Below are 13,977 nucleotides of genomic sequence, written 5' to 3' on the forward strand. Positions count from 1 at the left end.
TCAGTCCTGCGGGGTCGGGCAGAAGCCCGACGCGTCGCGCCAGAAGGTGTACAGCTCGCGTCCGCAGGACGCCTCCGTCCCGGTCACGCCGAGGGAGTCCAGCAGGCCGTAGACCACGTCGAAGAAGAACGTGTTGACGGCCGGGACCCACAGCAGCGCGAAGACGGCGATCAGGCCGAACTGCGCCAGCGGCTCCACCTCGCGGCGCACCCGGTACGACAGCCAGGGCTCGATGACCCCGTAGCCGTCGAGGCCCGGAACCGGCAGGAAGTTCAAGATCGCCGCCGTGACCTGCAGCAGGGCGAGGAAGGCGAGCGCGAAACGGAACGCCAGCGGCACCCCGTCGAGGGCGTCCAGCCAGAACGGGGCCGTGCACACCACCGCGAAGGCCGCGTTGGTCAGCGGGCCCGCCGCCGAGATGAGGCTGTGCTTCCAGCGGCCCTGGATCCGGTTGCGCTCGATGAACACCGCGCCGCCGGGCAGGCCGATGCCGCCCAGGATCACGAAGACCACCGGCAGCACGATGCTGAGCAGGGCGTGCGTGTATTTGAGTGGATTCAGTGTCAGATAGCCCTTTGCGCCCACCGTGAGGTCACCGCCGTGCAGGGCGGTGCGGGCGTGCGCGTACTCGTGCAGGCACAGGGAGACGATCCACGCCGACGTCACGAAGAGGAACACGGCGAGTCCGGCGCTCGCCGCGTACCCGGTCCACACCGCCCAGCCCGTGACGGCCATGATCGCGACGATGCCGACGAATACCGAACTGATCTGCCGCTCTCCGCGGCTGCCCTGATGACCCATGCGGGGAAACCTATCCCGCGGGCACGGCGGAAAACGGTGCGGGTCCGGGGCCGGGTGCAGGCGACAATGGGCCGGTGCATTACGCGATCCTCGGTACCGCCCAGGCCATCCACGACGACGGGACCCCCGTGGCCGTCGGCGGAGCGCGCCTGCGGGCGCTCCTGACCGCGCTCGCGCTGCGGCCGGGACGGGTGGTGCCCACCCGGCTGCTCGTCGCCGAGGTGTGGGACGGCGACCCGCCGGCCGACGCGGTGGCCGCCCTGCAGGCGCTCGTCGCCCGGCTGCGGCGGGCGCTCGGGCACACCGCCGTGCGGTCCGCGGAGGGCGGCTACCAGCTGGCCGCCGAGCGGGAGGACGTCGACCTGTACCGCTTCGAGCGGCTGGTCCGCGACGGCGCCCGGTCACCGGACCCGGCCGACGCGGCGGCCCTGTACGAGGAGGCCCTCGCCCTGTGGCGCGGACCGGCCCTCGCCGACCTGCCGGACCCGGCCGCGGAGGCCGCGCGCTGGGAGGCCGTACGGATGGACGCGCGCCGGGGGAGGCTCGCGGCGGCCCTGGAGCTGGGCGAGGCGGAGCGGTCCCTGCCCGAGCTGACCGCGCTGTGCGCGCAGCAGCCGCTGGACGAGCCGCTGCACATCCTGCGCATCAAGGCCCTGCGCGCCTCGGGGCGCACGGCGGAGGCGCTGGCCGCCTACGACACCGTCCGCCGGGAGCTGGCCGACCGGCTGGGCGCGGACCCGGGGCCGGAGCTGCGGGCCCTCCACGCCGAACTGCTGACCCCGGCCGGGCGGCCGCCGGCCGCCGCCGCGGCCGTCGCCGAAAGGTCCCCGGCCGCCGAAAGGTCCCCGGCCGCCGACGCGTCCCCGGCCGCCCCCGTCGAAGCCGCCCCCGCGGCCGCCCCCGTCCCGGCCGCCTCCGCCGGCAATCTGCGGGCGCGCCTGACCACCTTCGTCGGTCGCGAGGACGACATCCGCGTCATCGGGGAGGACCTCGCGCGGGCCCGCCTCGTCACGCTCCTCGGGCCCGGCGGCGCGGGCAAGACGCGGCTGTCCCAGGAGGCCGCCGAGGCCCAGGACGAGAGCGCCTGGCCCGACGGGGTGTGGCTCGTCGAACTCGCCCCCATCGACGGGCCCGGAGACCCGGAGGACCTCGCCGAGGCCACCCTCGCCGCGCTCGGGGCCCGGGAGACCAAGCTGCGCGGCGCTGCCGCCGAGGAGCTGCGGGCCCTCACCGAACGCGCCGGGGACGACCCCCTCGACCGGCTCGCCGAGCACTGCGCACGCCGCCGGCTCCTGCTGCTGCTCGACAACTGCGAGCACGTCGTCGGCGCGGCCGCCGCCCTCGCGGAGCGGCTCCTGACGCACTGCCCCGGCGTACGGATCCTGGCCACCAGCCGTGAACCCCTCGGCGTCCCGGGGGAGTCCCTGCGCCCGGTGGAACCGCTGCCCGACCCCATCGCGCTGCGGCTGCTCGGCGACCGCGGGGCCGCGGCCCGCGCCGGGTTCACCGTCGAGGAGGACCCGACCGCCGCCGCCGAGATCTGCCGCCGCCTCGACGGGCTGCCGCTGGCCCTCGAACTGGCCGCCGCCCGCCTGCGGCTGCTCTCCCTGCGCCAGATCGCCGACCGCCTCGACGACCGTTTCCGGCTTCTGACCAGCGGCGCCCGTACGGTCCTGCCCCGCCAGCAGACCCTGCGCGCCGTGGTCGACTGGTCCTGGGACCTGCTCGACGAGGCCGAACGCACCGTCCTGCGCCGCCTGTCCGTCTTCGCCGGCGGCTGCGACCTCGCCGCCGCCGAGGACGTCTGCGCCGACCCCGGCGACCCCGCCCGCTACGACGCCGCCGACCTCCTCGGCTCCCTCGTCGACAAGTCCCTCGTCGTGGCCACCCCCGGACGCAACGGTTCCGGCATGCGCTACCGCCTCCTGGAGACGGTCGGCGAGTACGCCGCCGAGCGCCTCGCCGAGGCCGCCGGCGACCGCGAGGCCACCGAGCACCGCCACCTCGTCCACTACCGCGAACTCGCCCGCACCACCGAGCCCCTGCTGCGCGGCCACGGCCAGCGGGCGGCCACCGACCGGCTCGCCGACGAGTACGAGAACCTGCGTACCGCCCTGCGCCGGGCCATCGCCGTCCGCGACGCCGACGAAGCGCTGTGCCTGGTCCACTCGCTCGGCTGGTACTGGCACATGCACGACCTGCGCTCCGAGTCCCGGCACTGGGCCGAGGCCACCGCCACCCTGGGCTCCAACCCCTTCGAGCCGCCCTGGGTCCCCGCCGAGCCCGTCCACGAACGGCTCGTCGACACGCCGCCGCCCTACTCCGGCGAAACGCTCGCCGAGGGCTGGCGCGCCCTGCACCTGGTCCTGCTGGCCTCCCGCGACCAGACCAACGAGACCTGGAACACCCCCTCGGTCCGCGCCCTCATCGACGGGGTCCTCGCCACCTACCGGCCGGGACTCCCGCAGACCTGCCGGACCCCCGCCTCCCTGTGGATCTACGCCGTCATGATCGCGGGCGACCCCGGACTGCTCCAGAGGGTCGTCGACGCGAGCGTCGCGACCGCCCGCGAGCTCGGCTACCGCTGGGAGCTGGCCTCCGCGCTCCAGCTGCGCGCCAACATCCTCGCCAACCGGGCCGACTGGGCCGGGGACGCCTCGCGCGACGCCGACGAGAGCCTCGCGCTCTTCCGCGAGCTCGGGGATGCCTGGGGCTGCGCCGAGGCACTGGCCGCCCGCGCCGAGGCCCGGGAGAAGCGCGGCGAGTTCACGGCGGCCACCCGCGACTACCGTGAGGCGGTCGCCTACGCCGAACGCCTCGGCGCGATGGCCCAGGTGACCGTGCTGCGCGTACGGATGGCCGGGACGCTGGCCGAGGACGGCCGGATCGAGGAGGCCGAGTCGATCCTCACGGAGATCACCGCCAAGGCCCAGCGGTACGGCAACGAGGCCATGCCCGCCGCCCGGATGTTCCTCGCGGGCGTCCTCGGGCGCACGGGACGGATCTCCGAGGCACGCGACCAGCTGCAGCTCCTGCGGGACGAGTTCGCCTTCGGCGCGTTCGCCATCTTCGACGGCTTCCTGCTCGGCACGATGGCCTGGCTGGACAACCGGCAGGGGCTGTACGAGGAGGCCCTCGCCCGGCTGCGCCAGGCCATGGACACCGCCATGGACCCGATGGCGCGGATGGTGGCCCCGCAGATGCCGGCGGTCTACATGATGTCCGCGGCGCTCTCGCTGGTCTCGCTCGGCGGCCCGCGCCGGGAGTACGACGCGGCCCGGCTGCTGGGCGCCTACCGGGCGCTGCTGCCGCCCGGGCACTTCCCGGTGACGATGGAGCGCGAGGACCACGCCCGGGCGCAGGAGCTGGCCCGGGCGGCACTGGGCGACGCCGCCTACGAGAAGGCGTACGCCGAAGGCGGTGGCCTCTCCCCGGAGGAGGCCACCGCCCTCATCTGACCCGGCCCCCGGCCGGTGTCCGTCCGGGACGCGATCCGAACGGATCGGTCCGCGGGTCAGGTCTTCTGGCGGAACTTCCGCACCGCGAGCGGCATGGTGACCGCCGTGATGGCCAGCGACCAGATCAGCGTCATCCACACCGAGTCGCCGACCGGGGTGCCGTTGATCAGCGAGCGGGCCGCGTCGGCCAGGTTCGACAGCGGGTTGTAGTCCGTGAAGGACTGCAGCCAGCCCGGCATCGTGGTCGGCGGGGCGAAGATCGAGCTGCCGAACTGCAGCGGCATCAGGACCATCATCGCCATGCCCTGGACGGCCTGCGGGGTCTTCATGGTGAGACCGAGCAGGACGAAGATCCACATCAGTGAGGCGCCGAAGACGGCCGACAGACCGATGGAGAGGAACAGCCCCAGCACCGGGCCCTTGATCGACAGACCGAGCAGGAAGCCCACCGCGAGCAGGATCGCGATGGCGACCATCATCCGGCCGAGCTCGACCAGGATCTTGGCGATGAGCACCGACGACCGGGCGATCGGCATGGACCGGAACCGGTCCATCACGCCCTTCTTGAAGTCGTCGTTGACCCCGGTGCCGACACCCATGGCGATGTTCATGCCCATCATGGCCATGAGACCCGGGACCACGTAGTTGACGTAGTCCGACTGGTTGCCCTTGCCGGAGATCGCGCCGCCGAAGACGAACACGAACAGCAGCGTGAAGATGATCGGCATGAACACGACGTCGAACATCGACTCGGGATCCTGCTTGATCTGCAGGGCGTTGCGGCGCACCAGGGCGCCGATGTGCCGCAGGTTGCCGCGCAGACCGATCCGGCCCTCGCCGTGCGTGTCGGCCACCGGGGCCGGACCGGGCGCCGTGGGCGCGGGCTTCGTCGTGGTTACGGTGCTCATGCCGCGACCTCCTCGGTCTTCTCGGTGGGGACGGAGTCCTCGACGAGCGTGGGCTTCTGGCCGGTGATGGCCAGGAACACCTCGTCGAGGCTGGGCAGGTAGGTGCCGAGGTCGGCGATCGCGTACCCGCGGGTGGCCAGCAGGCCGACGACGGCCGTCAGCTGCTCGTCGCTCAGGATCGGGACCAGCAGGACGCCCTCGTCCGGTACGGCCTGGCTGCCGGCCACGCCGTCCAGTCCGGCCTCGGCCAGCGCGCGGGCCATGCCCGGCAGGTCCGAGGCGGCCACGGGGCGGATCTTCAGGGTGCGGCCGCCGACGCGCGCCTTCAGCTCGTCGACCTTGCCGTTGGCGATGACCTTGCCGCGGTCGATGACCGTCAGCTCGCTGGCGAGCTGCTCGGCCTCCTCCATGTACTGGGTGGTGAGGAGCACGGTGGCGCCCTCGGCGACCAGGCGCTGGACCTCGTCCCACACCTCGTTGCGGGTGCGGGGGTCGAGACCGGTGGTCGGCTCGTCCAGGTAGAGCACGGCCGGGTTGCCGATCAGGGAGGCGGCGAGGTCGAGCCGGCGGCGCATACCGCCGGAGTAGTTCATGACGGCCTTCTTGGCCGCCTCGGTCAGGGAGAACCGCTCCAGCATCTCGTCCGCGCGACGGCGGGCGTCCTTGCGGGAGAGGTCGAGCAGCCGCCCGATCATGTAGAGGTTCTCCCAGCCGGAGAGCTTCTCGTCGACCGAGGCGTACTGGCCGGTGAGGCCGATCGTGCGGCGCAGCTGCCGCGGCTGGCGGACCACGTCGTAGCCCGCGACGACCGCGGTGCCGGAGTCCGGGACGATCAGGGTGGAGAGGCAGCGGACCAGCGTCGTCTTGCCGGCGCCGTTGGGGCCGAGGACCCCGAGGACCGTGCCCTCCCGGACATCCAGGTCGACACCGTCGAGGGCCTTGGTCTCGCCGTAGTGCTTGACCAGCCCCCGTACCTCCACGGCGTTGGGCTTGTTGTCGTTTCGCGTCATGCCCTTATGGGAGCAGGCACCACTGACAAAGCACCGACAGCCGACCGACAAACATACGACAGACGTACGACAGCCCGCCGACACGAGGTCGGCGGGCTGCCCGAGCGGTCGTGCGCGATCAGTGGAAGGCGTGCTCCGCCTGCGGGAACGTCCCGCCGACCACGTCCTCGGCGAAGGCCCTCGCCGCGCCGGTCATCGTCTCGCGGAGCTTCGCGTACTGCTTGACGAACTTCGGCATCTTCCCGCCGGTCAGGCCCATCATGTCGGTCCACACCAGTACCTGCGCGTCGCACTCGGCGCCCGCGCCGATGCCGACCGTCGGGATGTGCAGGGACCGGGTGACCTCGGCGGCCAGCTCGGCCGGCACGAGCTCCAGCACCACCGCGAACGCGCCCGCGTCCTGCGCCGCCTTCGCGTCGCGCAGCAGCTGGTGCGCGGCCTCGTCGCCGCGGCCCTGCACCCGGTAGCCCATCGCGTTGACGGACTGCGGGGTCAGGCCCAGGTGGGACATGACGGGAATACCGGCCTGGACGATCAGCTCGGTCTGGGCCAGCGAGCGCTCGCCGCCCTCCAGCTTCACCGCACCGACCCCGGCCTCCTTGACGAGACGGGTGGCACTGCGCAGGGCCTGCACGGCGCCTTCCTGGTACGAGCCGAACGGCATGTCGCCGATGACCAGCGCACGGCTCGTGCCGCGCACGACGGCCGCCGAGAGCATGGTCATCTGGTCCATCGTCACCGGGACGGTGGAGTCGTAGCCGAGGTGGCAATTGCCCATGGAGTCGCCGACGAGGACGACCGGGATGCCGGCCTCGTCGAAGACGGACGCGGTCATCGCGTCGTAGGCCGTGAGCATCGGCCACTTCTCGCCGCGTTCCTTGGCGAGGGTCAGGTCGCGGACGGTGATGCGCCGGGTGCCCGTGCCTCCGTACAGGGTGGGTGCGGCCGACGGAGATGCTGCGGCGGGTTCGCGGGCAGGCGAAACGGCAGGCGTCATTGCAACTGCTCCTTGTGTCATCTCGAGGCGCCCTTACGACGTCCCCGGACTCACCCCCCATGGTGGCATCCGCGCGGGCAAAGGCGGAAGTGCCCCGTGGTGCGAGCCTGGCCACGGGATCCAATGTGCGCGTTTCGTGACAACCGGAACCCCCTGCGTACGGCCGTTCGTCCTCCGGGACACACGACCGTGACCGACGGTCGTGACGTACGGCACGGAAGGCTCCGGTTCATCGCCTAGGGTCAAGGGGCGGGGACGGAGCGCGAGCACGGCAGTGAGGGCAGTGGTATGGCACAGGCGTACATGACGGAGTCGGGGAACGGCGGCTCGGAGCCCGAGCCCTCCGGAACCCGCCTCCGGCGCCGGCTGACCGCACTGAGCAAGGATCCGGGGATCTGGCGGCGCGGCTGGATCCTCACCGCGATCGCCGTGCTGATCTCGCTCGTCATGATCTTCCACGCGGAGCTGCCCAACCAGGTGGGCAACCTCGGCAGCCTCACCGAGACCTTCCTGCCCTGGCTGGGCCTGGCCGTCCCGCTCCTGCTGGCCGGGGCCGTCTACCGGAGGTCCGCCACCGCGCTCCTGGCGATACTGCTGACGGCCGCGGTCTGGGCGAACCTCTTCGGCGGCCTGGTCAGCGACAAGTCCGGCTCCGGCGGCAACCTGGTGGTGGCCACCCACAACGTGGACGCCGACAACCCCGACCCGCAGGGCACCGCCGAGTCGGTGGCCCGGTCCGGGGCCGACATCCTGGCCCTGACCGAGCTCAAGGGCAGCGCCGTCCCCGTCTACGAGAAGGCCCTCGCGGCCACGTACAAGTACCACTCGGTCGAGGGCACCGTCGGCCTGTGGAGCAGGTACCCGCTCAGCGCGAGCGCGCCCGTGGACATCCGGATGGGCTGGACCCGGGCCATGCGCGCCACCGTCACCACCCCCCAGGGCCAGGTCGCCGCGTTCGTCGCCCACCTGCCCTCCGTCCGGGTCAAGCTGCACGCCGGTTTCACCGCCAATCAGCGCGACGACAGCGCCGACGCGCTGGGCGCCGCCCTCGCCGCCGAACCGCTGAAGAAGGTCATCCTGCTCGGCGACCTCAACGGAACGATGAACGACCGCGCCCTGTCCGAGGTCACCTCGCAGATGCGCTCCACCCAGGGCGCGGCCGGCGACGGCTTCGGCTTCAGCTGGCCGGCGCAGTTCCCGATGGCCCGGATCGACCAGATCATGGTCCGCGGCATCCGGCCGGAGGCCTCCTGGACCCTGCCCCGCACGGGCAGCGACCACCTTCCCGTCGCCGCCCGGGTCACCGTGAAGCCCTGACGGACGCGGCGGCGCGAAGGCCCCGGCGGCCCTCCTCGGAGAGCCGCCGGGGCCGCGCCGTGTCTACGCCCGCTCGCGCCAGCCGTTCGTGATGGGCAGCCGGCGGTCCTTGCCGAAGCCCTTCGCGGAGATCTTCGTGCCCGGCGGGTACTGGCGGCGCTTGTACTCCGCCGTGTCCACCATCCGCAGGGTCCTGGCGACCAGCTCCGCGTCGAAGCCCGCCGCCACGATCGCGTCCAGGCCCTGGTCGCGGTCCACGTACATGGCCAGGATCGCGTCGAGCACCGGGTAGTCCGGCAGCGAGTCCGTGTCCACCTGGCCCGGGCGCAGCTCGGCGCTCGGCGGCTTCACGATCGAGTTCTCCGGGATCGGCGGGACCTCGCCCCGCTCGGCGGCGGCCCGGTTGCGGTACTCCGCGAGCCGGAAGACGTCCGACTTGTAGACGTCCTTGATCGGGCCGTACGCGCCCACCGAGTCGCCGTACAGGGTGGAGTAGCCGACGGCCAGCTCCGACTTGTTGCCCGGGGCCAGCACGATGTGGCCCTCCTGGTTGGACAGCGCCATCAGCAGGGTGCCGCGCAGCCGGGACTGGAGGTTCTCCTCGGCCAGGCCGGTCAGGCCGAGCGAACCCATGTAGGCGTCGAACATCGGCTCGATGGAGACGGTCCGGAAGTTCAGTCCGGTGCGCTCGGCGAGGCCGGCCGCGTCACTCCGGGAGTGGTCCGAGGAGTACTTCGAGGGCATCGAGACGCCGTACACGTTCTGCGCGCCGATCGCGTCGCAGGCGATGGCGGCGACGAGCGCGGAGTCGATGCCGCCGGAGAGCCCGATCAGGACGGATCGGAACCCGTTCTTCCTGACATAGGCGCGCAGCCCCACGACCAGGGCGTCGTAGACCTCCTCGTCGTCGTCGAGCCGGTCGGCGTAACCGCCGGTGACGACCGGCTCGTACGGCTCCACGGGTTCCTCGGAGAGGATCACGCGCTCGATGCGCAGGCCGTCGTCCACCACGCCCTCGGGCGCGTCGGCGCGTGCGGCCGGCAGGTCGAGGTCGACCAGGACGCAGCCCTCGGAGAACTGCGGGGCGCGGGCGATGACCTGCCCGCCGGCGTCGACGACGATCGAGTCGCCGTCGAAGACCAGCTCGTCCTGGCCGCCGATCATCGCCAGGTAGGCGAGGGTGCAGCCGGCCTCCTGGGCCCGCTTCTGGACCAGTTCGAGGCGCAGGTCGTCCTTGTTGCGCTCGTACGGGGAGGCGTTCACGGAGATCAGCAGCCCGGCCCCGGCGGAGCGGGTGGCCGGGACCCGGCCGCCCTCCTGCCACAGGTCCTCGCAGATGGCCAGGGCCACATCGACCCCGCCGACCCGGATCACCGGCTGCGTCTGGCCCGGTACGAAGTACCGGAACTCGTCGAACACCCCGTAGTTGGGGAGGTGGTGCTTGGCGAAGCGCAGGACGACCTGCCCGCGGTGCAGCACGGCCGCCGCGTTCTCGGGGGAGCCGGCCGGGCGGCCCAGGCGGGGCGTGGCCCGCTCGGTGCGGTCGAGGTAGCCGACGACGACCGGCAGCTCGCCGAGGCCCTCGGCCGCCAGCCGCTGCGCGAGCTCGCGCAGCGCGGTGCGGGAGGCCTCCACGAAGGAGCCGCGCAGGGCGAGGTCCTCGACGGGATACCCGGTCAGCATCATCTCCGGGAACGCCACCAGGTGGGCACCCTGCTCGGCGGAGTGCCGGGTCCAGTGGACGACCGAGTCGGCGTTGGCGGCGATGTCGCCGACGTGCGAGTCGATCTGATTCAGAGCGAGTCGAAGTTGAGGCACGGGCCCAGTGTAATCGTCTTTCTGACGCGATGTCCTGGACTCCGCCTGTTCACCGCGTTGTGACGTCCCGTCAGCCGATCGGGCCCGCGTACTTCACGTCGTCGAGCATGACCCCGGCGGAGATGTCCGCGGTGATGCTCCTGGTGCCCTTGGGGACCTCGAACGCCACCACCCCGGTGGCGGTTTCACCCGGCAGGATGGAGCCCCGGATCATCTTCGGCACGTTGCCGCCGTCGAAGACCATCTCGGCGGTCATGCCCTGGTCGTCACGGACGTTGGGCATGGCGTAGATCACCTCGTGCGGCGTGCTGGAGCCGTTGGTGATGGTGACGGTGAGCTGGACCGCGTTCTTGACGTGCTCGCGGGAGTACGAGTTGGTCGGCTTGTACATGGTCGGGACCGAGAGGCTCACCTGGACGCCGTTCGGGTAGGTGAAGGTCTCGCCGAACGGCAGCGCGCTGGTCAGGCCCGGGACCTGGGTGGGCGAAGGGGACTTCGACGGCCAGGGCTCGGTGCTGGGACGGCGCCGGTCCGCACCCCACTCCTCCCCGGCGTGCCGGTCCAGGTCGTCGGCCTTGTCGACGACCATGACGGTGAGGGCGAATCCGCCGACCGAGGCGAGCAGGCCGAGCACGGAGAGCACGGTGCCGACGACGGCCATCGACTTGTTCGGGGCGCCCTTGTTGGCGCGCACGATCGCGCCGATGCCGAGGCCCACGCCGACGGCGGCGATCAGGGTGCCGGCCCAGAACAGGAACGGGATGACGCCCAGGAGGATGCCGAACCCGCCGGTGACGAGGGCGGCGACGGCCAGGCCGTTGCTCCTCGGGGCCGCCTGCGGGTACCCGGGGTACGGGGCTCCGGGGAAGCGGGGGGCGGACTCGGGCCACGTGTGGCCGGGGGCGCCGGGGGCACCGAAGCCCGGGGTTGCATGGGTCTGAGCGGCAGCCGGAGCGGGCATCGGCGGGGCGAAGGCCGATGCGGCGGGAGCCGGCTGCGGGGTGGCCGCCGCGGGAGCCACGGGGGCCACGGGCGTCACAGGGCTCTCGGGTGCCTCGGGGGTCCCGGTCGCCTCGGGGGTCGCCGGCTCGGTCGGCGTCTTCTCCAGCGAGAGCGTGGGTGCGGGCGCGGGTATGGGTTCCGTCTCGGCTGTGGGGGCGTCCGCCGGTTCGGCCGGGGTCTTCTCCAGCGAGAGCGTCGGTGCGGGTGCCGGTATGGGTTCCGTCTCTGCTGTCGGGGTGCCCGCCGGCTCGGTCGGCGGACCGGCGGGAGTGCTGGGCGGGTTCGGCGGGGTGCTCATACCGGCGGGGTCGTCCTTCTGTCGCGACAGTCGTGATCTCCGCAAGGGTGCCATGTCCGCGCCATGGACCCACCCCAATTCCCGCCGCTCCGCACCCCCTGCCCGCCTGCGCGTCTGCCCGCCCCGCCCCGGTACGGGAGCCGGGCGGGCAGACGGCCGTGGCCTACAGCTGGTAGCCGAGCACCGTCATCATCCCGGACTCCGAGTGGTAGACGTTGTGGCAGTGCGTCATCCACAGCCCGGGGTTGTCCGCGTCGAAGTCCACCGTCAGCCTGCGCCCCGGCAGGAGGATCGCGGTGTCCTTGCGCACCCCGCCCTCCTGCCCGCCCAGCGCGAAGGTGTGCCCGTGCAGGTGCAGCGGGTGCCACATGGGCGTGGCGTTGGCGAACTCCAGCCGGACCCGCTCGCCCGCCCTCACCGGATGCCGCTGGTCGGGCGTGTACGGCTTGCCGTCGAAGGCCCAGTTGTACGAGGTCATGTTGCCGGTGAGCCGGATCTGCACCGTCCGGTCCGGGTCGCGCGGGGCCAGCGCCACCGGTTCGGCGGCCTTCAGCGCGTCCGCCATCAGCGGCGGCGCGTCCAGTTCGGCCGGCCGGGTCGCGGCCGTCGGCGCCGTCCCCGACCCGGTGCGCAGCACCGCGAGCGCCGAGCCCTCCTTGCCCTCGGCCAGCGCGGTGAGGGGGAACACCCCGTCCTTGGCGGTGACCAGGACGTCGTACCGCTCGCCCATGCCCAGCAGCAGCGACCCCGTATTCGTCTGCTCCACCGGGTAGCCGTCGGTGTGGGTGACCGTCAGCTCGTGGTCGCCGAGGGCGATCCGGAAGGCGGTGTCCCCGCCGGCGTTGATGACACGCAGCCGGATCCGGTCGCCGGGCTTGGCGGTGAAGACCGAAGGGTCGTCCGCCACCCGCCCGTTGACCAGGTAGTACGGGTAGACGACGTCGCCGGCGTCTCCGCCGAGGTAGTCGCTGTGGCCGCCCATCGCGACGTAGGAGCGCTTCTTGCCGGTGCCGCCGGGGGAGGGGGCGGCGCTCCCGCCATGGGCAGCGTGGGCTCCTCCGCTGCCGTTCATGCCCTTGCGGAGCTCGGCGAGGACGGCGTCCGGGGTGGCGCCGTCCACCCCGTCGATCCAGTCGTCCAGGACGACCACCCACTCCTTGTCGTAGGAGAGGGGCTCCTTGGGGTCCTCGACGACGAGCGGGGCGTACAGGCCGCGGTCCTGCTGGACGCCGGTGTGCGGGTGGAACCAGTACGTCCCCGGGGTGGGGACGGCGAACTTGTACGGGAAGGACCCGCCCGGGGCGATGTCCCGCTGGGTCAGCCCCGGGACCCCGTCCATGTCGTTGCGCAGTGCGAGGCCGTGCCAGTGCAGGGAGGTGGCCTCGGGGAGGTTGTTGGCCAGGGTGAGGGCGAGCGTGCCGCCCGCGGTGGCCCGGACCTCCTGGCCCGGCAGCTTGTCCCCGTACGCCCAGGAGCGGACGGTGATGCCGGCGCCGAGGTCGAGCGGGGTGGCGGTGGCGGTCACCTTGACCTCGGTGAGCGGGCCGGTGGCCTTGCGGGCGGCCTCGGCGGCCTGGACCTCGGGTCCGGCCGGGTCCACGTACCCCTCGGGCACGTCGGCGGCGGAACCGCCGTGGTTCATCGAGCCGTGGCCGCCGGCGGAACCTGCGGAACCGCCGGCCCCGGAGGATCCGGAGCAGGCGGCGAGCAGCCCGGAGCCGAGGACGGCCGCGGACGCGCCGATGACGGTGCGGCGGGTGGGAAGAGAGCGCATGGGAGCACCTCATGGGTGTGGTGTCACGGATACATGGGCACGGTTCGGCGCCACCCCGGCGCATGCGCGGGCATGCGGGGGCGGCGGCTGCGCCGGCCTATACCCGCAGGACCGCCAGCCGGATGAGGAGCTCGCGGGGCGAGGGTGGGTCCGGACCGCCGCCGGACCGGACCGCTATGCGGGCCGCGCCCCCGAGCGGCGCGGCGCGTCGGGATCCGGTCCGGCCGCTGCCGACGAGCAGCACGACGAGCCCCGCGAGCACGGCGAGGCAGACCGACGTGGGGTCCATCTCGGTCGCGGGCATCGCGTGACCCCACGAGGGGACCGCGGGGGAGGGTGCGTCGGCGGCCGGGGCCGGAGTGTGGCGGGTGCCACCGTGCCCGGCCGGGGCAGCCGGCCCCGCCGAGGCAACGGAGTGGGCCGGGGACACGTCTTGCACGGCGTGGGACTCGGTCGGATGCCCCAGGGTGTGCATGGTGACGATGCCCAGCAACAGCGCGGCGAGCAGCAGCAACCGGGCCCCCGGGGCGGCTCGCCGAGCACTGCGCGTCATGACGGGAACCCTACCGGGGGTGGGTATCCGATCGCAGGACC

10 protein-coding genes are annotated in these 13,977 nt (G+C 72.8%); 2 read left to right on the plus strand and 8 right to left on the minus strand.

What is annotated here, in order from left to right:
* Window positions 1-801 carry a site-2 protease family protein gene (locus Sspor_RS29365; protein WP_202201792.1) on the minus strand — a complete coding sequence of 267 codons (801 nt, stop codon included), beginning with the start codon at window positions 799-801 and terminating at the stop codon, window positions 1-3.
* 74 nt (window positions 802-875) lie between these two features.
* Here Sspor_RS29365 and Sspor_RS29370 point away from each other — a divergent pair, with 74 nt between their 5' ends.
* On the plus strand, window positions 876-4,259 hold the full coding sequence (locus Sspor_RS29370) for an AfsR/SARP family transcriptional regulator (RefSeq protein WP_202201793.1): 3,384 nt from the start codon (window positions 876-878) through the stop codon (window positions 4,257-4,259).
* 56 nt (window positions 4,260-4,315) lie between these two features.
* Here Sspor_RS29370 and Sspor_RS29375 read toward each other — a convergent pair whose 3' ends face one another.
* The 3 genes from Sspor_RS29375 to panB all read right to left on the minus strand — a co-directional run bounded on the left by Sspor_RS29375 (window position 4,316) and on the right by panB (window position 7,174).
* Window positions 4,316-5,167 (minus strand): ABC transporter permease, encoded by an 852-nt coding sequence (locus Sspor_RS29375; protein WP_202201794.1) that lies wholly within the window; start codon window positions 5,165-5,167, stop codon window positions 4,316-4,318.
* Window positions 5,164-6,177: an ATP-binding cassette domain-containing protein gene (locus Sspor_RS29380; protein WP_202201795.1), complete on the minus strand. Its 1,014-nt coding sequence runs from the start codon at window positions 6,175-6,177 to the stop codon at window positions 5,164-5,166. Before Sspor_RS29380 ends, Sspor_RS29375 begins: the two co-directional genes overlap by 4 nt.
* Window positions 6,178-6,295: 118 nt before the next feature.
* Window positions 6,296-7,174 carry a 3-methyl-2-oxobutanoate hydroxymethyltransferase gene (gene panB, locus Sspor_RS29385; RefSeq protein ID WP_202201796.1) on the minus strand — a complete coding sequence of 293 codons (879 nt, stop codon included), beginning with the start codon at window positions 7,172-7,174 and terminating at the stop codon, window positions 6,296-6,298.
* Between the two features lie 288 nt (window positions 7,175-7,462).
* On the opposite strand from panB, the gene Sspor_RS29390 reads away from it, so the two are divergent.
* The gene (locus tag Sspor_RS29390) at window positions 7,463-8,491 is read left to right on the plus strand and encodes an endonuclease/exonuclease/phosphatase family protein (RefSeq protein ID WP_202201797.1); all 1,029 of its coding nucleotides are present in this window, start codon (window positions 7,463-7,465) and stop codon (window positions 8,489-8,491) included.
* 63 nt (window positions 8,492-8,554) lie between these two features.
* On the opposite strand, the gene Sspor_RS29395 is transcribed toward Sspor_RS29390, so the two are convergent.
* The 4 genes from Sspor_RS29395 to Sspor_RS29410 form a co-directional block, all read right to left on the minus strand.
* Window positions 8,555-10,309, minus strand: a complete 1,755-nt coding sequence (locus Sspor_RS29395) for an NAD+ synthase (protein ID WP_202201798.1) — start codon at window positions 10,307-10,309, stop codon at window positions 8,555-8,557.
* A gap of 70 nt (window positions 10,310-10,379) precedes the next feature.
* Window positions 10,380-11,609, minus strand: coding sequence for a DUF4190 domain-containing protein (locus Sspor_RS41180; RefSeq protein ID WP_202201799.1), 1,230 nt, complete (start codon window positions 11,607-11,609; stop codon window positions 10,380-10,382).
* Between the two features lie 163 nt (window positions 11,610-11,772).
* Window positions 11,773-13,383: a multicopper oxidase family protein gene (locus tag Sspor_RS29405; protein ID WP_202201800.1), complete on the minus strand. Its 1,611-nt coding sequence runs from the start codon at window positions 13,381-13,383 to the stop codon at window positions 11,773-11,775.
* A gap of 97 nt (window positions 13,384-13,480) precedes the next feature.
* Window positions 13,481-13,936, minus strand: a complete 456-nt coding sequence (locus Sspor_RS29410) for a hypothetical protein (RefSeq protein ID WP_202201801.1) — start codon at window positions 13,934-13,936, stop codon at window positions 13,481-13,483.
* Between the last annotated feature and the right edge of the window lie 41 nt (window positions 13,937-13,977).

Origin of the sequence: Streptomyces spororaveus (assembly GCF_016755875.1) — a bacterium.
Lineage (GTDB): Bacteria > Actinomycetota > Actinomycetes > Streptomycetales > Streptomycetaceae > Streptomyces > Streptomyces spororaveus.

Coding starts and splice junctions, on each gene's coding strand:
- Sspor_RS29365 (WP_202201792.1), bottom strand. CDS start 801: ATGGGTCATCAGGGCAGCCGCGGAGAGCGGCAGATCAGTTCGGTATTC.
- Sspor_RS29390 (WP_202201797.1), top strand. CDS start 7,463: ATGGCACAGGCGTACATGACGGAGTCGGGGAACGGCGGCTCGGAGCCC.
- Sspor_RS29375 (WP_202201794.1), bottom strand. CDS start 5,167: ATGAGCACCGTAACCACGACGAAGCCCGCGCCCACGGCGCCCGGTCCG.
- Sspor_RS29410 (WP_202201801.1), bottom strand. CDS start 13,936: ATGACGCGCAGTGCTCGGCGAGCCGCCCCGGGGGCCCGGTTGCTGCTG.
- panB (WP_202201796.1), bottom strand. CDS start 7,174: ATGACGCCTGCCGTTTCGCCTGCCCGCGAACCCGCCGCAGCATCTCCG.
- Sspor_RS29405 (WP_202201800.1), bottom strand. CDS start 13,383: ATGCGCTCTCTTCCCACCCGCCGCACCGTCATCGGCGCGTCCGCGGCC.
- Sspor_RS41180 (WP_202201799.1), bottom strand. CDS start 11,609: ATGAGCACCCCGCCGAACCCGCCCAGCACTCCCGCCGGTCCGCCGACC.
- Sspor_RS29380 (WP_202201795.1), bottom strand. CDS start 6,177: ATGACGCGAAACGACAACAAGCCCAACGCCGTGGAGGTACGGGGGCTG.